Below are 18,159 nucleotides of genomic sequence, written 5' to 3'. Positions count from 1 at the left end.
AATAGCGCCGCGACGGGAATGTGCAAGGATGAGCAGGATGGGTCGCCCTGGACAGCTGCGGCCCGGCAGCGGTACGACAACAATAACAAGGTCAGGCTGCGTGGAAGCAGCCTCTGGGGTACCTATGGAAATCCAATCCCAACTGGACGAACTCGTCTCGCGCATCGGCCTGGACGAGAGCGACCTCGCCACCCGACGCCGCTTTCTGGAAATGCAGGATGCCGATCAGAAGCGCATGAACCAAGCCGCCGACGGGCTCGAAGACAGTCACGCGAGCTTCGTCGAGCGACTCTACCGGCACCTCGAAGACTTCGAACCGATGGCTGGCGTGCTGCGCGACCCGGCAACCCTGCAGCGGCTCAAGAAGCGTCAGGAAGAGTACTACCGGCAGCTTTGGTCCGGGCCCTATGGCGAAGCCTACCTGCGCGACCGGCTGCACATCGGGCTGGTCCACCAGCGGGTCGGCATCGGCCTGAAATGGTACCTGGGCGCCTATCGCCTCTACCTTGACCACATGATCGAGCAACTGCTGCCAGCGGGCGAGAAGGGCGAGCTCCTGCGCAGCCTGCTCAAGTCGGTGTTCTTCGACATGAGCCTGGCCGCCGATACCTACACCGCCGCGCAACATCGCGCCCTGGAGCAGAGCGAGGCTCGCTTCTCACGTGCCCTGCGCGGCGCCAACGATGGCATCTGGGACTGGGACGTCGACAACGACCGTCTCTACGTCTCGCGCCGCTGGACCGACATGCTGGGGTGCGAGCGCGACAGTTTCGGCGACGGCAGCGCCAGTTGGTTCAGCCGGGTGCACCAGGACGACCTGCCCGGCCTGCGCCAGGCCATCGAGGCCCACCTGCGTGGCGACAGTGCCTCGCTTCATCATGAATACCGCATCCGCAAGCACAACGGGCAATACCTCTGGGTGCTGGTGCGCGGCGTCGCCGAGGAGTCCGACGGTTCGCGGCGCATGGCCGGCTCGCAGACCGACATCAGTCACAGCAAGCGCGTCGAGCAGCAACTGCGCCATGCCGCCCGCCACGACCCCCTGACTGGCCTGGCCAACCGCACCCGTCTCGACGAGTTGCTGCAGCGCCAGCACAGCAAGCCGTCTGATGACCGGGTCGCCGCCCTGCTGTTTGTCGATCTCGATCGTTTCAAGCTCATCAACGACAGCCTCGGCCACGCCGTGGGTGACCAGGTGCTGGTGGAGGTGGCACAACGTCTGGAAGGCTGCCTGCGCCAGGGCGACCATCTGATCCGCTTTGGCGGCGACGAGTTCGTCGCGGTACTCAACGACCTCGGCACCCTGGAAGATGCCGAGGGCGTGGCCCAGCGCATGCTTGATTGCCTACGCCAGCCTCTGTGCGCCGGCGGCCGGTCGCTGGCGGTAACCATCAGCATCGGCATCGCCCCGCTGGAAGAACAGGACGCCACTGCGCTCGCCGCCGCCGACCTCGCGCTGTACCGCGCCAAGGCTTCAGGCAAGGCCCAGTTCGCCCGCTACAGCCACGACTTGAGCAGCCAGGCACAACGACAGCTGGCGATGCAGAGCGACCTCTACCAGGCGCTCGAGCAAGGCGAGTTCGATCTGCACTTTCAGCCCATCTTTCGCATCGGCGACGAGGCCCCGCACATGGTCGGGTTCGAGAGCCTGCTGCGCTGGCCGCATGGCCAGCGTCAGATGATACCGACCGAGTTCATCCCGAGCCTGGAAGAGTCCGGGCTGATCGTACCGGTGGGCGAATGGGTGCTGCGGGAAAGCTGCCGACAGGCCCGCGCCTGGCAGCTTTCCGGGCATCCGCGGCTGTACTGCTCGGTCAACCTGTCGAGCCGACAGTTGCAGCAGCCTGAATTCGCCTCGCGCCTGGCCGGGATCCTGCGCCAGACCGGCCTGGCGCCGGCCTCGCTAATTCTCGAGATCACCGAGCGGCTGCTGATGCAAAACAGCCCGGAAACCCAGGCCAACCTGAGCAAGCTGGCCAGCCTGGGCGTACGCCTGGCGCTTGACGACTTTGGTACTGGCTACTGTTCGCTGGGATATCTGAGCCGCTTTCCGCTGCATATCCTCAAGGTCGACCGCAGCTTCATCGGGGGCGCCACCCACCAGCCCGAACTCACCGCCATCAGCCGGGCGATCATTGGCCTGGGCCACGATCTGGGGCTCGAGGTCATTGCCGAGGGCGTCGAGGAGGAGGCCCAGCTGGCGTTTCTCCGCGAGGAGGGCTGCCGGCTGGCCCAGGGTTTCTGGCTGAGTCATCCGCTGACCGCGGCAGACATGCAACAGTTGCTGCAACAACCCAATGGCGAACCGGCACGGGCGCCCCGCTTCCATGCGGGCTCGGCGCAGGGACGAGGCTAGCCGAAAAACCAGTAGCAGACGCCGATGGCTGCAACGATGCCGCTAAGGTCGGCCACCAGCGCGCAGCCCACTGCATGACGGGCGCGCTGGATGCCCACCGCGCCAAAGTACACCGCCAGCACATAGAAGGTGGTTTCGGTGCTTCCCTGAACGGTGGCGGCCACCAGCGCCGGAAAGCTGTCGACCCCAAAGTTCTGCATGGTCTCGATGAGCATCGCCCGCGCACCACTGCCGGAGAACGGCTTGACCATCGCCGTGGGCAATGCGTCGACGAAGCGGGTGTCCCAGCCCAGCGCCTCGACCGCGACGCGGATCGCGTCCAGCCCGAAGTCCAGTGCTCCGGACGCGCGCAGCACGCCGATGGCGCAGAGCATGGCCACCAGATAGGGCAACAGGCTTTTCGCCACGTCGAAGCCCTCTCGGGCGCCCTCGACGAAGCTGTCGAACACCTGCACCTTGCGCAACGCGCCCACCAGCACGAAGGTCAGGATCAGGCCGAACAGTGTCAGGTTGCCGAGCAACGAGGAAAGCGACGCCAGGGCGGTGGCCGAGAGCGTCGCCAGCAGCGCCATGAAGCCGGCCAGCAGCAGCACGCCTGGAACCAGATAGGCCAGCACCACCGGGTCCCACAGGCGCAGCCGCTGCATCAGCGCCACCGACAGCAGCCCGGCCGTGGAGGAGGCGAAGGTGGCCAGCAGGATCGGCAGGAAAACCAGGGTCGGGTCTTCGGCGCCCTGCTGCACCCGGTACATGAAGATCGATACCGGCAGCAGCGTCAGCGACGAGGTGTTGAGCACCAGGAAGAGAATCTGCGCATTGCTTGCCGTGGTGCTGCTGCCGTTGAGGTCCTGCAACGCGCGCATCGCCTTGAGCCCGATGGGCGTGGCGGCGTTGTCCAGCCCGAGACCGTTGGCGGCGAAGTTCAGGGTGATCAGGCCGAGCGCCGGATGGCCCGGCGGCACCTCGGGCATCAGGCGGCGGAACAGCGGTCCCAGCAGGCGCGCCAGCACTTCGATCATCCCGGCCTTTTCGGCGATGCGCAGAAAGCCCAGCCACAGGGTCAAGGTGCCGAACAGGAGGATCATCACCTCCACCGACAGCTTGGCCATGGCGAACAGGCTTTCCACCATGGCGGCGAATACTTCCGCCTCGCCGCCCACCAGCCAGCGCGCCAGCGCTGCCACGGCCGCGACCACGAAAAACCCCAGCCAGAGGCCGTTAAGCATGGACTACTCCTGTCGGCGATGCGCAAATTGCCGGCGATGATAAAGGCCCCAGCCCCATCCGCACAGACGAAACGGCCGCTACGCACTCCGCCTGGCCGATGGCCGCTCGGCAGGACTGGATGAACTTACCCGCCGCCGCAAGCGCCCAACAGGTAATGGGAATTCGCCCTGACGACCGCCAAGAACGATGCCGACCACTCTTTACAGCCTGCCGTCCCATGCCGTGCCCCTGCGAGGCGCGGAAGATCCCAGAGCCCTGTACTTCGACCTGCTGCAGCCAGCGCCGGACAACCGCGCCCGCGACCGCGCTGCGGATTTTCTCGATGCCCAGCTGGCCCTCGGCCAATGCCAGCCCTGCGACCTGCCGGAGGATCCTGCCGAGCTGGATGCCTGGGTGGAGCGCAACACCCGTGAAGTGGGCCGCCAGTATCGTGCCTATCTGGAAGGTCGGCGGGCAGGCCAGCCACGCCGCTTCTTCAGTACCCGGGCCCACGCGCAGCATTTTCTGCAGGGGGTAGCCCCTACCAAGCTGGTGGATGGCGCCTGGCTATACGGCCTGCTGGGGCACTGGCGCGACGGACGTTTTACCGGGCTGATCCAGACCTACCTCGAAGAGCTCGGCGAAGGCGACCCGGCACTCAACCATGTGGTGCTCTACCGCCAGTTGCTGGCGAGGCTGGGCGGTGAGCACTGGCGAAACCTGGACGCCACCCACTTCATCCAGGGTGTGATCCAGCTGGCCCTGGCCGAGCACGCCGGGCAGTACCTGCCGGAGGTGATCGGCTTCAATCTCGGTTACGAACAGTTGCCCCTGCACCTGCTGATCACTGCCTACGAGTTGAACGAGCTGGGGATCGACCCCTACTACTTCACCCTGCATGTCACAGTCGACAACGCCCATACCGGTCATGCCCAAAAGGCCCTGCAGGCGGTACGCGACGCCTGGCCGCAGATGGGTGACGGCGCGGCGTTCTACCAGCGGGTTCGCAATGGCTACAACCTGAACGCACTGGGGGCCAGCACAGTGTCGGTGATCGCCGCCTTCGACCCTTTCGAGGAAGTGGTCAGGCTGCTGCAAGCCAAATGCCCGGTAGGCAGTCTGCTACATTCGGACTATTGCCGCTTCGACGGCCGTACCGTCAACCAGTGGCTGGCCGAACCCGAGCTGATTCCCCAGTTTCTTGACCAGCTGCAACGGCGCGGCTGGATCAAACGCCACCAGGACCCGGCCGAGAGTCGTTTCTGGCAGTTGTTCGAAGGCGAGCGGGCGCCGATGTTCGGGGTTTTCGATGCCCATGAACGCCAGCTCATCCATGACTGGATCGCCGGTGACTGGCTTCCGGACCAGGGCAAGCGTTGCCCGCCACGGCTGGGTGTGCCCCGGGCGGAAGGAGCGAAGGGCAAGCCGTCCGCTGACGACTTCGACGAAGAGGCGCGACTGCTGCAGCAGGAAGTGGCTCGCCTGAAGAGCCGCGAGGCACGCCTGCAGCGGCTGCTGCCGTTGCTTGCCCCCCGTCACCATCATCGCCCCGCCGGCTTGCTCGCTACACAGCTGTTCGCCCGCGCCTTCAACGGACTGGAGACTCATGGATAATCAGGATCAGGCGCTGCTCGAACTGGCACAGGCGCTACGCGGGCAAGACTACCAGTTCGTCACCCCCTCGCCGCTGACCCATGCCCGGGTCAACCAGCGGCCGGAGAACCAGCTCGCCCGTGATCTGGCCGGCGTGTTCGGCTGGAGCCGCCCCTTCTACCCCGACCTGCTGCCGGCGGATCTCTATACGCTGATGCGCCAGGCCGAAGCGATCGAGCCCTGCGGCGAGCTTTTTCGCGCGCGGTATCGGCTCTCCAGCCTGGCTGGCGAACTGCTCTGGCATTCCGCCTACCCGACCCACCAGGTGGATGCGGTGTTCTTCGGGCCCGACACCTATCGCTTCGCCCAGGCCATCGAGACCTGCCTGCGGACGGGGAGGCCGATGCGCCGAGTGGCCGACGTCGGCTGCGGGTCCGGGGCCGGCGCCATTCTTGCCGCCCGCGCCCTCCCGGACGCCGAGGTGCTGGCGCTGGACATCAATCCCGAGGCCTTGCGCCTGACCCGCATCAATGCCCGGCTGGCCGGTGTGTCGAACCTCCAGGCACGGCACAGCGACCTGCTGCAGGACGTGCCCGGCGAGTTCGACCTGTTGCTGGCGAACCCACCTTATCTGGTGGACCCGGACCAGCGCGCCTACCGCCACGGTGGCGGGCCGCTGGGGGCAGGCCTGTCGCTGGCCATCGTCGAGGCCGCGCAGCAGCGCCTGTCCCCAGGCGGATCGCTGCTGCTCTACACCGGTGTGGCAATGCGTGACAACGGCGACCCGTTCCGCGAGGCAGTTCGAAGGCTTTGCGAAAACCAGCCGGTCCGCTGGAGTTATCGGGAAGTCGATCCGGACGTATTTGGAGAGGAACTGCTGGCTGGAGCCTACGTCGATTGCGACCGCATCGCCGCGGTGGTACTGACACTCGGGCGCAGCCCCGATTAGGCTCTGACGGGGCACCCTGCCTCGCCAGAGCCTTGGATCAGTGCCGTGTTTCACTCAGGGGTATCTGGTAGCCATTGGGATGCGCGCGATCGGTACCGAAGGCTGGCTCCACCAGCCCGCGCATGCTGTCTGCTGCGTCGGGAAAACCGCTACGGTCGCTGTAATCCCACTCCTCCACCGGCCGCCGTTCGGCACGCAGGTCAGCCGCGCACTTGAGATCGATCGCAGCCACCCCGGCCACTGTTCCAGCGGCGATCAGCGCATTGGTAGGCTTGTCGCCATACGCGGAGCTCCAGCCCAGCACCGCAAGGTCCAGCGCGTCGCCGCCCAGGCGGCCATACATCCAGGGCTTGGGATCGCGACTGTAGAGCAGCCCCACCCCGGTCGCAATTTCGCGAATGCCACAGGCGCGAATCAGCCCGCGTTGCTCGGGGATGCCCAGCAGGCGGGAGATCGGGCCGGGCATCAACAGCTCGGCCAGTCCCAGCCCGAGGCTGAACCAGCCCAGGCCACGCGCGGTGTGGTGGGCACTCATGTCATGGTGGGTTACGTGTCGGGTCGTGCTCATGGCGCTGTCCTCACGGCTTGAGAACGACTTTGATGCAGCCGTCCTGCTTTTCACGGAAGATTTTGTACATCTCGGGCCCCTGCTCCAGGCTGACGGTATGGGTGATCACGAAACTCGGATCGATCTGCCCTTCCTGAATGCGTTCGAGCAGGTCATCGGTCCAGCGATTGACGTGGGTCTGGCCCATGCGAAAGGTCAGCCCCTTGTTCATCGCCGCACCGAAGGGAATCTTGTCCAGCAGCCCGCCATAGACTCCGGGTATCGACAGGATGCCGCCGGGCCGGCAGACATAGATCATTTCCCGCAGGACATGCGGCCGGTCGGTCTCCATCATCGCGGCCTGCTTGACCCGGTCGTACATGGAATCGAGCGAGCGCGAAGCGTGTGCCTCCATGCCCACCGCGTCGATGCACTTCTCCGGCCCCTTGCCCTTGGTCAGCTCCTGCAGCCGCTCGATGACGCTTTCCTCATCGAAGTTGATCGGTATCGCACCACCGGCCTGGGCCATGGACAGCCGCTCCGGCACGTTGTCGATGCAGACCACCTGGCGTGCGCCCATCAGCACGGCGCTGCGCACGCAGAACTGCCCGACCGGGCCGGCACCCCAGACCACGACGGTGTCGCTGGGCTCGATCTCGCACTGCGCGGCGGCCTGCCAGCCGGTCGGCAGGATGTCGCCGAGAAACAGCACCTGCTCATCGCTGAGTCCGTCGGGGATCACCACCGGTCCCACATCGGCATAGGGCACCCGCACATACTCGGCCTGGCCGCCGGCGTAGCCGCCGGTGAGATGGGTGTAGCCGTAGAGCCCGGCGGTGGAGTGACCGAACACCTTGTCCGCCACGCTCTTGTTGCGGTTGCTGCGCTCGCAGACCGAGAAGTTGCCCTTGCGGCACTGGTCGCAGTCGCCGCAGACGATGGTGAAGGGCACCACCACCCGGTCACCCACCTTGAGCTTCTTGTTGTCCTTGCCGACCTCCATCACCTCGCCCATGAACTCGTGGCCCATGATGTCGCCGTGCTTCATGCCCGGCATGAAGCCATCATAAAGGTGCAGGTCGGAGCCGCAGATGGCGCAGGAACTGACCTTGACGATAGCGTCGCGGCCATCCTCGATGGTCGGATCGGGAAGGTGGTTGTCGCAGCGGATGTCTTTCTTGCCATGCCAGCGGAGGGCTTTCATTAGAGGGGAGTCTCCTGTCGGTGAGTCCACACGCCGCGAATATCCTTCGTGCGATCCATCCCCTGTCGGCCGTGGCCGAACGCGGCGCATGCGATACCTTTTTAGTACCCCACCGGCGAAGCAGAGTTGCAGCACACCGACCAGCCGGCCCCTTCAGTCCGGCGCAAGCGCGTCGATAAGCCCGCCATAGCCCTCTCGGTAGCTCGGATAGCGTGGTGTCCAGCCCGCATCCCGGGCCAGGTCGTTGCGGCAACGCTTGCTGCCGACACGGCGCAGCGGTCGCGGCTCGACGGCCTCGCTGACCCCCAGCCGCTCGCGCAGCCAGTCGACCACTTCGTGCAGCGGAGCCGGTGCGTCGTCCACCCCCAGGTAGACCGGCGCCAGCGCCTGACCGGCCGCGTCGGCTTGCAGCAGCAGTGCCAGCAGGGCGGCGGCGTCATCGACATGGATGCGATTGCCATACAAGGGCGGCTGCTGCGCCACCCGATAACCCTGGCGCACCTGGTCGATCAGACGTCGCCGGCCCGGTCCGTAGAGGCCACTCAGGCGTACCACGCTGGCGGGCAGGCCACTGCCCAGTGCCAACTGCTCGGCCTCCAGCATCACCTGTCCGGAAAAGCCCTGGGGCTCGGTGGGCGACGACTCGTCGACCCATTCCCCGTCCTGCTGGCCATAGACGCCCGTGCTTGAGACGAACAGCAGACGCGCCGGGCGCTGACCTCTCTGCTCCAGCCAGCCCAGCACATGGCGCAATCCGTCCACATAGGCCTGGTGGTAACCGGCTTCGTCGTGCTGGCTGGCCGCGGCGGCATACACCAGATAATCCAGCCTGCCCGCAGGCCAGCCCGATGGGCACAGGTGATCCTGGAGATCGCCGGCCACGGCGGCAATCGGCACGGAGATCTGCGCGGCCTGGCGACGCAGGCCCAGCACTTCCCAGCCGGCGGCGCAGAGCCGTCCACCGAGGCGGCTGCCGACATCTCCACAGCCGGCGATCATCAGACGGGGGGACGCGCTCATGGGGTTCCTCGAGGTCGGCCCGACGGTTGGTTCCGCCAGTGCTAAAGGCTATGCTTGCGGCGAAGCTAATGGATACTCGCTATGACACTGACAGAACTGCGCTATATAGTCACGCTCGCCCAGGAGCAGCACTTCGGGCGGGCAGCCGAACGTTGCCATGTCAGCCAGCCCACCTTGTCGGTGGGCGTCAAGAAGCTCGAGGACGAACTCGGCATACTGATCTTCGAACGCACCAAGAGTGCCGTGCGCCTGACGCCCGTCGGCGAAGGCATCGTTACCCAGGCACAAAAGGTCTTGGAACAGGCACAGAGCATTCGCGAGCTGGCCCAGGCCGGCAAGAACCAGCTGGCCACGCCGCTCAAGCTCGGCGCGATCTATACCATCGGGCCCTACCTGTTCCCCCATCTGATTCCGCAACTGCACCGGGTCGCCCCGGACATGCCGTTGTACATCGAGGAAAACTTCACCCACGTGCTGCGTGACAAGCTGCGCACCGGCGAGCTGGACGCGATCATCATCGCCCTGCCGTTCCAGGAAGCCGACGTGCTGACGCTGCCACTGTATGACGAGCCGTTCTGCGTACTGATGCCCTCCGGACATCCCTGGACGCGCCTCGAGGCCGTCCCCAGCGAAATGCTCAACGACAAGAGCCTGCTGCTGCTTGGCGAAGGACACTGTTTTCGCGACCAGGTGCTTGAAGCCTGCCCCGCCGGCCGCAAGGGCGACCAGGCCCAGCACACCACGGTCGAGTCCAGCTCGCTGGAAACCATCCGTCACATGGTCGCCTCCGGCCTTGGCGTTTCGGTGTTGCCGCTGTCGGCGGTCGACAGCCACCATTACTCGCCGGGGGTCATCGAAATACGGCCGATGGCCGCGCCGGTGCCCTTCCGCACCGTGGCCATCGCCTGGCGCGCCAGCTTCCCGCGACCCAAGGCGATCGAGATCCTGGCCGATTCGCTGCGCCTCTGTTCGATCGGCAAGCCTCCGGCCGCCGCGGTAAAAAAGAGCTGAAATGTCAGACCTCTCGGTCGTGCCGGTCACCGCGCTCAAGGGCGTCGGCGCGGCCCTGGCGGAAAAACTCGCGCGGGTCGGCCTGGAGACCTTGCAGGACGTGCTCTTCCACCTGCCGTTGCGCTATCAGGACCGCACCCGGATCAGCCCCATCGGCGCCCTGCGGCCGGGTGAGGACGCGGTGGTGGAAGGCATTGTCGGCGGTGCGGATATCGTCATGGGACGGCGCCGCAGTCTGCTGGTACGCCTGCAGGATGGCAGCGGCACCCTGAGCCTGCGTTTCTATTATTTCAATCAGGCTCAGAAGGAAGCGCTCAAGCGCGGCACCTCGCTACGCTGCTACGGCGAAGTGCGCCCTGGGGCTTCCGGACTGGAGATCTATCATCCGGAATACCGGGTACTCAGCGGCGACGAGCCCTTGCCGGTGGCGCAGACCCTGACGCCCATCTATCCCACCACCGAAGGCCTCACCCAGCAGCGCCTGCGCGACCTGAGCGATCAGGCGCTGGCACGGCTCGGCCCGCAGAGCCTGCCCGACTGGCTACCGGCCGAGCTGGCCGACCAGTATCGACTCGGCCCGCTGGACCAGGCGATTCGTTACCTGCACCGGCCGCCGCCGGACGCCGACCTCGAGGAACTGGCCGAAGGTCGTCACTGGGCCCAGCACCGCCTGGCTTTCGAAGAGCTGCTCACCCATCAACTGTCGTTGCAACGATTGCGCGACAGCGTACGCGCCCAGGAGGCGCCGGTGCTGCCGCTGCCCAGCCGTCTGCCGTCGCGCTTTCTGGCCAATCTCGGCTTTTCTCCTACCGGTGCGCAGCAGCGGGTCGGGGCGGAAATCGCCTATGACCTCAGCCAGCCGCGGCCGATGTTGCGGTTGGTGCAGGGCGACGTGGGGGCGGGCAAGACGGTGGTCGCGGCACTCGCCGCCCTGCAGGCGCTGGAAGCGGGCTATCAGGTGGCCCTGATGGCACCCACCGAGCTTCTCGCCGAGCAACATTTCCTCAATTTCAGCCGCTGGCTGGAGCCGCTGGGTATCGACATCGCCTGGCTCGCCGGCAAGCTCAAGGGCAAGGCCCGAGCGGCTTCGCTGGAGCGGATCGCCGGGGGCTGCCCGATGGTGGTCGGCACCCATGCGCTGTTCCAGAACGAGGTGCGCTTTCGCAATCTGGCACTGGTGATCATCGACGAACAGCATCGCTTTGGGGTGCAGCAGCGGCTGGCGCTGCGACAAAAAGGTATCGAGGGCCGACTTTGCCCACATCAGTTGATCATGACGGCCACACCGATTCCGCGCACCCTGGCGATGAGCGCCTATGCTGACCTCGACACCTCCATCCTCGACGAACTGCCCCCTGGGAGGACCCCTGTCAACACCCTGGCGATCGCCGATAGCCGGCGCCTGGAAGTGGTCGAGCGGGTCCGCGCCGCCTGCGCCGAGGGCCGCCAGGCCTACTGGGTCTGCACCCTGATCGAAGAGTCCGAGGAGTTGACCTGCCAGGCCGCGGAGACCACTTTCGAAGAGCTCTCCAGCGCCCTGGGTGAACTCTCGGTAGGGCTGATCCACGGCCGCCTGAAGCCGGCCGAAAAAGCCGAGCTCATGGAGCGCTTCAAGCAGAACCAGATCCAGCTGCTGGTGGCCACCACGGTGATCGAAGTCGGCGTCGATGTGCCCAACGCCAGCCTGATGATCCTCGAGAACCCCGAACGCCTCGGACTGGCGCAGCTGCACCAGTTGCGTGGGCGGGTCGGCCGCGGCAGCACCGCCAGTCATTGCGTGCTGCTCTACCACGCTCCGCTGTCGCAGATGGGCCGGGAGCGGCTGGCGATCATGCGGGAAACCTGCGACGGCTTCGTCATTGCCGAAAAGGATCTCGAACTGCGTGGCCCCGGTGAAATGCTCGGCACCCGTCAGACCGGCCTGCTGCAGTTCAAAGTGGCCGACCTCATGCGTGACGCTGCGCTCCTGCCGGAGGTGCGCGACGCAGCCGAGCATCTACTGCACCGCTGGCCCGCGCATGCCAGCCCACTACTGGCCCGCTGGCTGCGTCACGGACAGCAATACGGGCAGGTATGACGTTCCGTCGGGTTTGCAGCGCCAGGCCAATGGCGGCCGGTATACTCGGCCCTGCACCCCACCCGTGGACGCCGCCCCATGAATCTTGCCCTCGATAGCCAGTCGCCAGCGGATATCCCCCAGCTGGTCCAGCAGATCCTTGACCAGCTCGGACTGAACAAACAGATCCGTACCGATGAGGTTGGCCTTGCGAATGGGCAGAAGGTTCAGAGCGCACTGCTGGGCGACGCCATTGGAACGCTTCTGGTGCTCTATCCCCGGGACAGCCTGCTCGATCTCGCCCGGCTGGCCGAGCTGACCGGCCGGCAGCTCACGCCGGTAGGCCCCGAACAACTGCGCCAGTTGCTTGGCCGCCATGGCCTCGAGGTCCTGCCGAGCCTGCCGCTGCCCAACGGCTCGCCCTGCCTGTACGAGGCTCGCCTCGCCGAGCAGTCGGTTCTGTGGCTGGCTTCCGGTCAGCGCGACCTTCTACTGGAAACCACTGGAGACGGCTTCAGGCGGCTGCTCGACAAAGGCAGTGCCGGCCGTTTCGGCGTGCCGCTGAGCAGCATACGTCCCAACCTCGACCGTCCCCACGATGACCGGCAGGAAATCACCCGCGCAGTGGAGACCTTCACCGCCCGACGGATTCGCCAGCGCCTTGAAGAAACCCTGGAAATCCCGCCGCTGCCTCAGACCGCCAACCGCATCATCAAGCTACGGGTCGACCCCAAGGCCTCGGTGGACGACGTGACCGACGTGGTGGAGACCGACCCGGCGCTGGCGGCGCAGGTGGTCAGCTGGGCCGCATCGCCCTATTACGGCGCCCCCGGCAAGATCCGCTCGGTGGAAGACGCCATCGTCCGCGTGCTCGGCTTCGACTTGGTGATCAACCTGGCGCTGGGCCTGGCCCTGGGCAAGAGGCTGAGCCTGCCCAAGGACGAGCCGCAGCAGGCGACGCCGTACTGGCAACAGGCAATCTACACCGCTGCGGTGGTCGACGGGCTGCTGCGGAGCATGCCGCGGGCCCTGCGACCCGAGCCCGGCCTGGGTTACCTGGGAGGCTTGCTGCACAACTTCGGATATCTGGTGCTCGCACATGTGTTTCCGCCGCATTTCGCCTTGTTTCGCCAGCACCGCGAGGTCAATCCGCACCTGCATCACAGCCTGATCGAACAGCACCTGCTGGGAATCAGCCGCGAGCAGATCGGCAGTTGGTTGATGCGCCACTGGGGCATGCCGGAAGAACTTTGCGTGGCCCTGCGCTTCCAGCAGGACCCCCATTACCAGGGCGAGCATGCGGCCTACGCCAACCTGATCTGCCTGGCAGTGCGCCTACTGGGCAAGCGAGGAATTGGAAGTGACCCGGTTGGCGAGATCCCCGGCGAACTCTATGCACGCCTGGGTATCGATCCGGAGAAGGCGGAGAATGCGTTGGACAAGGTTCTGGATGCAGAAGCAGCCTTGCGCGAGATGGCTCGCCAGATGAATGGTCCGTCGCGCTGATCCAAGGTAAAGCTGCCCCTCCTTGGGGAGGGGCCAGGTGTCGACCCACCGCTACGGACGCGGACCTCGGCCACGGCCCATGATCAGCGACACGACGAACAGGACCAGGAACAGCACGAACAATACCTGGGCGATGCCCGAAGCCGTACCGGCAATGCCACCAAAACCCAATACTGCTGCAATGATCGCGATGATCAGAAAGGTGATAGCCCAACTCAACATGGTGTCTCTCCTCTTCGGTTCGAACGTTCGGCAGCGCGGACTGGCCTGCCTGTCTAATGCGTCCTTGCCCGGTCAGAGGTTTCCGACTGGATCAGCGTCTGCCCTGCGGCTCCGCTCGACTGGCCTGGCCAGCCTCCTTCAATCAGAACACCCAGCGCTGCGAGGCCTCATTGACTCGTGTTTCCTCGAGCCGGTAATCGTCCACGCTTAACTGGTTGATCTGCATCGGTTGAGCATCGTGAAGACGATTTCGTTCCACCCTTTCGCCCGACATCTGCTCCAACGGCTGCGCTACCGGATCACCGGCCACGAGCAACAGGCCCACCACGGCTGCGGTGAAAAAACCCTGACTGGCTAGAGAAGTGCGGATCTGGCGTTTCATGGCGGCGCGCCTCCAAAATGCTTTGGTCATATCCAAGCAGGCTTCGTGCCAATCTATCATTCCCTTTAAAATCAACAACTTAAATCTTATTTCTGATAACAATCGGTGGAATCTGCACGACTGGTGTTTTTATCACCGGGCGTTCTGCATGATTCCTAATGGAGGCTGTGCTTGAGCTGCTGCATGCGCGAGTGGCATGCGCGCAGCCGCGGCAGTTCGGTAGCCAGCAGGGCCCGCACATCCGGCTCGGCGCCTTCCAGCGCATCCTCGAAGGCGTGCAGGATCCGGTCTTCCACTTCCTCGAGCTGGTCGACATAGGCCACTCGGGGGTCGCCGCCGAGCTTGGTCTTGGTATCCATATAGAGTTCGCGCAGCTTGCCTACCATGGTTCCGCCCTGGGACACCTTCTTGTGGTCTGCTGCCAGCTTGACCGACAGGGCCTGAATCACCTGGGTCTTCGCCTGGGCCATGTCACGGAACAGATGCTGCAACTCAACGTCCTTCACCTCCTCGCAGGCGTGCTGGTAGAAGCGCTGGCCGTCGCGGGTGATCTCGATGAGCTCGTTCAATTCGCTGGTGGAAGTCATGGCAGTTCTCCGTCTTGGCTGGATAATCCGGAACGGGTCCGGCTCCCGATGCGTTACACCTCGCAAGTCACGTGCCATCGAGCCGGCGAACCGCGCTACGCCCGCCTGATGCGCCCGCACGCCCACCTACCGCTTCGCTGAGATTTTGCAGGCTGCAGGATCGGCCCGCACGGGTCGTGCAACTTGCAAGAAAATTCGGAGACTAAGTGCAGCGGACAGCGCAACGGTGGCCAGGTGCCTGTGCCTCCCATGGTCCTGCCGCCTGATCGGCCGCCGCCCCCCCGACGACCGTTCGGAGGTAAGATGTCCTGTTTTTCGAGGGCATCCATTCGGGCCCTTCCCTTGGCACATTTGGAGCATTCATGGAGCAATCGACGGATATCGGCGGCCGGATACTGCTGGTGGATGACGAGGCCGCCATCCTGCGCACGTTCCGCTACTGCCTGGAGGATCGCGGCTACAGCGTGGCGACTGCCGCCAGTGCCGCGCAGGCTGATGCGCTGCTGCAGCGGCAGGTGTTCGATCTGTGTTTTCTCGACCTGCGCCTGGGAGACGAGAACGGGCTCGACGTGTTGCAGCAGATGATGGTCGTGGCCCCCTGGATGCGGGTGGTGATCGTGACCGCCCATTCGGCGGTGGACACCGCGGTCGACGCCATCCAGGCCGGCGCGGCGGACTATCTGGTCAAGCCCTGCAGCCCCGAACAGCTGCGCCTGGCGGCAGCCAAGCAACTCGAGGTCCGCCACATGGCGGCACGGCTCGAAGCGCTGGAAGACGAGATCCGCAAGCGCAACGACGTGATCGGATCGAACAGCCCGGCCATGATGGCCGTACTGGAAACCGCCCGGCAGGTGGCCGACACCGACGCCAACATTCTCATCCTGGGTGAATCGGGCACCGGCAAGGGCGAGCTTGCCCACGCCATCCACAATTGGAGTCGTCGGGCGAAAAAGACCTTCGTGACCATCAACTGCCCCTCGCTGTCGGCGGACCTGATGGAGAGCGAGCTCTTTGGCCACAACCGTGGCGCTTTTACCGGGGCGACGGAAAACACCCTGGGGCGGGTCAACCAGGCCGACGGCGGTACGCTCTTTCTCGACGAGATCGGCGACTTTCCCCTGGCTCTACAGCCCAAGCTGCTGCGTTTCATTCAGGACAAGGAGTACGAGCGCATCGGCGACCCGGTCACCCGCCGCGCCGATGTGCGGATCCTTGCAGCAACCAACCTGAAACTCGAGGACATGGTCCGCGAGGGCCGCTTTCGCGAAGACCTGCTGTATCGCCTGAACGTGATCACCCTCACCGTGCCGCCCCTGCGCGAGCGCCCGGAAGACGTGATCGCCCTGGCCGAGCGCTTTCTGGCACACTTCGTGAAGAACTACGGCCGCCCCGCGCGCGGCTTTGGCGAGGCGGCAGTCGCCGCACTGAAGGCCTACCGCTGGACCGGAAACGTGCGCGAACTACGCAACGTGATCGAGCGCGCCAGCATCATCTGTCCGCAACAGGTCATCGAGGTCAGCCATCTCGGCCTGGGTGAGCAAGTGGTCAACAATGCGCCCCGCGTCGGAGAGGCACTAAGCCTCGAGGAGCTTGAAAAGGCCCATATCGCTGGGGTCCTGGCCGCTGCCGAGACGCTCGAGCAGGCAGCCCGGACCCTTGGCATCGATGCGTCCACCCTGTATCGGAAACGCAAGCAGTACGGTCTATGAAGTTGCAGATGAAACTGAGGACCCGCCTGTTCCTGGGGTTCTCGGCACTGATGACGGTTGCTCTGCTCGGCCTGACGCTGGCCCTGGTCAGCGTCCTGCAGATGGCCAAGAGCCAGGAACGGTTGATCAATGACAGTTTCGGCATCATCGAAATCAACCAGAACCTGCGCCAGTCCCTGGAGCAACACATCACCCTGCTGATTCGCCGACAGAACGACCGCCCACAGGACAAGGCGGTGCAGCAGAATTTTCTCAATACCCTCACCCAGGGGCTGAGCGAAGCCCATGACGAGAGTGAGCGGCGAGCCTACCGGGCAATCGGCGATGCCTATTCGGACTTCATCCATCAGCTCAGCTTTCCCCGCACCACCACCTGGCAACTGGGGCAGGACGACGAGCTGACCCTGTCACTGCAGCGCGTCCGCGACCTGATGCGCGACATGCAGAGCGACGCCTACGAGCGCATCCGCCACACCGAGAGCGCCGGCCGGGACCGCGCGCTGCTGGTGGCCAGCGTCCTGGGCCTTACTGGAGTGGCAGTACTGCTGGTCGGCTTCGTGACGGCCCATGGCTTCGCCCGCCGCTTCGGCGATCCCATCGAACGCCTCTCCGGGGCTGCCGACCGAATCGGCAGAGGCGATTTCGACATTACCCTGCCCAATTCGCCGATCGCCGAGCTGTCATCGCTGATCCGCCGCTTCGGCCTCATGGCCCAGGCCCTGCATCAGTTCCAGCAAACCAACGTGGAGGCTCTGGTCAACGGCCAGCAGCGTCTGCAGGCGCTGCTCGACAGCATCGATGACGGCCTGCTGATCATCGATCGCCAGGGTCGGCTGGAGCATGCCAACCCCGTGGCCCAGCGCCAACTCGCCTGGGAAAACGAATACCTGGGCTCGACCCTCGGGCAGGCGCTGGGCTACCCGGAACTCGACGAGGCCGCCCAGCAGGTCCTGCATGACCGCCCACTGGCTCAGCCACCACGCGACCTGGACATCGAGGCCGACGGCGAGCGGCGCCTGCTGAGCTGGCGATTGAGCCCAGTCAGTCATCATGATGGCCGCATCAGCGGCGCGGTGATGGTGCTGCACGATGTCACCGATCAGCGCAACTTCGAACGGGTACGCAACGAGTTCGTGCTGCGCGCCTCGCATGAGTTGCGCACTCCGGTCACCGGCATCCAGATGGCCTTCAGCCTGTTGCGCGAGCGCCTGAAATTTCCTCCTGACAGCCGCGAATCCGACCTGCTGCTCACCGTACACGATGAAATGCAGCGGCTGGTGCGGTTGATCAATGACCTGCTGGACTTCTCCCGCTACCAGAGCGGTCAGCAGAAGCTGGAGCTGATGCCTTGCGATATCCCTGCACTGCTCACCGAGGCCCGCGAGCGTTTCGAGTCGCAGGCGGCCGAACGCGGCATCGAACTGGACCTGGAGATTCAGCCCGAACTACCCAACCTGCTTCTCGACCGGGGCCAGATGGAGCGAGTTCTCGACAACCTGCTGACCAATGCCCTGCGCCATACCCCTGACGATGGCGTGGTGCGACTGCAGGCGCGGCGGCATGGCGACCGCCTGATCATGAGCGTCGAGGACAATGGTGAAGGCATTCCCTACAGCCAGCAGGCGCGCATCTTCGAGCCCTTCGTGCAGATCGGTCGGCGCCACGGCGGCGCCGGGCTGGGGCTGGCGTTATGCAAGGAAATCGCCCAGCTCCATGGTGGCCGCATCGGCGTGCATTCGCGCATTGGCCACGGCACCATTTTCTATATCGCCCTGCCCATCTAGGGCGTCCTGGAACCGACGCGGAGCGCC

15 protein-coding genes are annotated in these 18,159 nt (G+C 65.1%); 8 read left to right on the top strand and 7 right to left on the bottom strand.

What is annotated here, in order from left to right:
* Window positions 1-124: 124 nt before the first annotated feature.
* Complete coding sequence (locus tag ACFOMF_RS10885) at window positions 125-2,356, top strand: putative bifunctional diguanylate cyclase/phosphodiesterase (RefSeq protein WP_386364674.1); 2,232 nt, start codon at window positions 125-127, stop codon at window positions 2,354-2,356.
* Here the strand turns inward: ACFOMF_RS10885 and ACFOMF_RS10880 are convergent.
* A complete protein-coding gene (locus tag ACFOMF_RS10880) occupies window positions 2,353-3,582 on the bottom strand; it encodes a nucleoside recognition domain-containing protein (protein WP_386364672.1) in 1,230 nt (409 codons plus the stop codon). The genes ACFOMF_RS10885 and ACFOMF_RS10880 overlap by 4 nt on opposite strands.
* Window positions 3,583-3,769: 187 nt before the next feature.
* Between ACFOMF_RS10880 and ACFOMF_RS10875 the strand changes: the two genes are divergently transcribed.
* Both ACFOMF_RS10875 and ACFOMF_RS10870 read left to right on the top strand, forming a co-directional pair.
* Complete coding sequence (locus tag ACFOMF_RS10875; protein WP_386364670.1) at window positions 3,770-5,176, top strand: iron-containing redox enzyme family protein; 1,407 nt, start codon at window positions 3,770-3,772, stop codon at window positions 5,174-5,176.
* A complete protein-coding gene (locus tag ACFOMF_RS10870) occupies window positions 5,169-6,104 on the top strand; it encodes a methyltransferase (RefSeq protein WP_386364668.1) in 936 nt (311 codons plus the stop codon). The genes ACFOMF_RS10875 and ACFOMF_RS10870 overlap by 8 nt, the downstream gene beginning before the upstream one ends.
* A gap of 37 nt (window positions 6,105-6,141) precedes the next feature.
* Here ACFOMF_RS10870 and ACFOMF_RS10865 read toward each other — a convergent pair whose 3' ends face one another.
* The 3 genes from ACFOMF_RS10865 to ACFOMF_RS10855 form a co-directional block, all read right to left on the bottom strand.
* Entirely contained in the window at window positions 6,142-6,672 is a 531-nt protein-coding gene (locus ACFOMF_RS10865; protein WP_386364666.1) for a transcriptional regulator, read from the bottom strand.
* 10 nt (window positions 6,673-6,682) lie between these two features.
* Complete coding sequence (locus ACFOMF_RS10860; RefSeq protein ID WP_386364664.1) at window positions 6,683-7,855, bottom strand: zinc-dependent alcohol dehydrogenase; 1,173 nt, start codon at window positions 7,853-7,855, stop codon at window positions 6,683-6,685.
* Between the two features lie 153 nt (window positions 7,856-8,008).
* Window positions 8,009-8,875: an NAD-dependent epimerase/dehydratase family protein gene (locus ACFOMF_RS10855; RefSeq protein WP_386364663.1), complete on the bottom strand. Its 867-nt coding sequence runs from the start codon at window positions 8,873-8,875 to the stop codon at window positions 8,009-8,011.
* Window positions 8,876-8,956: 81 nt separating this feature from the next.
* Between ACFOMF_RS10855 and ACFOMF_RS10850 the strand changes: the two genes are divergently transcribed.
* The 3 genes from ACFOMF_RS10850 to ACFOMF_RS10840 all read left to right on the top strand — a co-directional run bounded on the left by ACFOMF_RS10850 (window position 8,957) and on the right by ACFOMF_RS10840 (window position 13,448).
* Window positions 8,957-9,886: a hydrogen peroxide-inducible genes activator gene (locus ACFOMF_RS10850; RefSeq protein ID WP_386364661.1), complete on the top strand. Its 930-nt coding sequence runs from the start codon at window positions 8,957-8,959 to the stop codon at window positions 9,884-9,886.
* 1 nt (window position 9,887) lies between these two features.
* The gene (gene recG / locus ACFOMF_RS10845) at window positions 9,888-11,963 is read left to right on the top strand and encodes an ATP-dependent DNA helicase RecG (protein ID WP_386364659.1); all 2,076 of its coding nucleotides are present in this window, start codon (window positions 9,888-9,890) and stop codon (window positions 11,961-11,963) included.
* 78 nt (window positions 11,964-12,041) lie between these two features.
* Window positions 12,042-13,448, top strand: a complete 1,407-nt coding sequence (locus tag ACFOMF_RS10840; protein ID WP_386364657.1) for an aminoacyl-tRNA deacylase and HDOD domain-containing protein — start codon at window positions 12,042-12,044, stop codon at window positions 13,446-13,448.
* A 51-nt stretch (window positions 13,449-13,499) separates the two neighbouring features.
* Here ACFOMF_RS10840 and ACFOMF_RS10835 read toward each other — a convergent pair whose 3' ends face one another.
* From ACFOMF_RS10835 to ACFOMF_RS10825, 3 genes are all read right to left on the bottom strand, one after another.
* Window positions 13,500-13,670 (bottom strand): DUF1328 domain-containing protein, encoded by a 171-nt coding sequence (locus ACFOMF_RS10835; protein ID WP_386364655.1) that lies wholly within the window; start codon window positions 13,668-13,670, stop codon window positions 13,500-13,502.
* A gap of 142 nt (window positions 13,671-13,812) precedes the next feature.
* A complete protein-coding gene (locus ACFOMF_RS10830; RefSeq protein ID WP_386364653.1) occupies window positions 13,813-14,052 on the bottom strand; it encodes a hypothetical protein in 240 nt (79 codons plus the stop codon).
* A 155-nt stretch (window positions 14,053-14,207) separates the two neighbouring features.
* Window positions 14,208-14,639, bottom strand: a complete 432-nt coding sequence (locus ACFOMF_RS10825; protein WP_386364651.1) for a ferritin-like domain-containing protein — start codon at window positions 14,637-14,639, stop codon at window positions 14,208-14,210.
* A 362-nt stretch (window positions 14,640-15,001) separates the two neighbouring features.
* Between ACFOMF_RS10825 and algB the strand changes: the two genes are divergently transcribed.
* Together algB and ACFOMF_RS10815 are read left to right on the top strand one after the other, a co-directional pair.
* Window positions 15,002-16,348 (top strand): sigma-54-dependent response regulator transcription factor AlgB, encoded by a 1,347-nt coding sequence (algB, locus tag ACFOMF_RS10820; protein WP_386364649.1) that lies wholly within the window; start codon window positions 15,002-15,004, stop codon window positions 16,346-16,348.
* Entirely contained in the window at window positions 16,345-18,132 is a 1,788-nt protein-coding gene (locus ACFOMF_RS10815; protein WP_386364647.1) for an ATP-binding protein, read from the top strand. The genes algB and ACFOMF_RS10815 overlap by 4 nt, the downstream gene beginning before the upstream one ends.
* Window positions 18,133-18,159: the final 27 nt, after the last annotated feature.

The sequence above is a fragment of the Stutzerimonas tarimensis genome (genome assembly GCF_042648805.1).
Lineage (GTDB): Bacteria > Pseudomonadota > Gammaproteobacteria > Pseudomonadales > Pseudomonadaceae > Azomonas > Azomonas tarimensis.
Note: the sequence above shows the minus strand (reverse complement) of the source record. Positions and strands in the feature narration are given on the sequence as shown.

Bases quoted from the DNA above. Each gene is read 5' to 3' on its own strand.
- ACFOMF_RS10835 (WP_386364655.1), bottom strand. From the start codon at position 13,670: ATGTTGAGTTGGGCTATCACCTTTCTGATCATCGCGATCATTGCAGCA.
- ACFOMF_RS10865 (WP_386364666.1), bottom strand. From the start codon at position 6,672: ATGAGCACGACCCGACACGTAACCCACCATGACATGAGTGCCCACCAC.
- ACFOMF_RS10840 (WP_386364657.1), top strand. From the start codon at position 12,042: ATGAATCTTGCCCTCGATAGCCAGTCGCCAGCGGATATCCCCCAGCTG.
- ACFOMF_RS10825 (WP_386364651.1), bottom strand. From the start codon at position 14,639: ATGACTTCCACCAGCGAATTGAACGAGCTCATCGAGATCACCCGCGAC.
- algB (WP_386364649.1), top strand. From the start codon at position 15,002: ATGGAGCAATCGACGGATATCGGCGGCCGGATACTGCTGGTGGATGAC.
- ACFOMF_RS10880 (WP_386364672.1), bottom strand. From the start codon at position 3,582: ATGCTTAACGGCCTCTGGCTGGGGTTTTTCGTGGTCGCGGCCGTGGCA.
- ACFOMF_RS10875 (WP_386364670.1), top strand. From the start codon at position 3,770: ATGCCGACCACTCTTTACAGCCTGCCGTCCCATGCCGTGCCCCTGCGA.
- ACFOMF_RS10870 (WP_386364668.1), top strand. From the start codon at position 5,169: ATGGATAATCAGGATCAGGCGCTGCTCGAACTGGCACAGGCGCTACGC.
- ACFOMF_RS10850 (WP_386364661.1), top strand. From the start codon at position 8,957: ATGACACTGACAGAACTGCGCTATATAGTCACGCTCGCCCAGGAGCAG.
- ACFOMF_RS10815 (WP_386364647.1), top strand. From the start codon at position 16,345: ATGAAGTTGCAGATGAAACTGAGGACCCGCCTGTTCCTGGGGTTCTCG.
- ACFOMF_RS10855 (WP_386364663.1), bottom strand. From the start codon at position 8,875: ATGAGCGCGTCCCCCCGTCTGATGATCGCCGGCTGTGGAGATGTCGGC.
- ACFOMF_RS10885 (WP_386364674.1), top strand. From the start codon at position 125: ATGGAAATCCAATCCCAACTGGACGAACTCGTCTCGCGCATCGGCCTG.
- ACFOMF_RS10830 (WP_386364653.1), bottom strand. From the start codon at position 14,052: ATGAAACGCCAGATCCGCACTTCTCTAGCCAGTCAGGGTTTTTTCACC.
- ACFOMF_RS10860 (WP_386364664.1), bottom strand. From the start codon at position 7,855: ATGAAAGCCCTCCGCTGGCATGGCAAGAAAGACATCCGCTGCGACAAC.
- recG (WP_386364659.1), top strand. From the start codon at position 9,888: ATGTCAGACCTCTCGGTCGTGCCGGTCACCGCGCTCAAGGGCGTCGGC.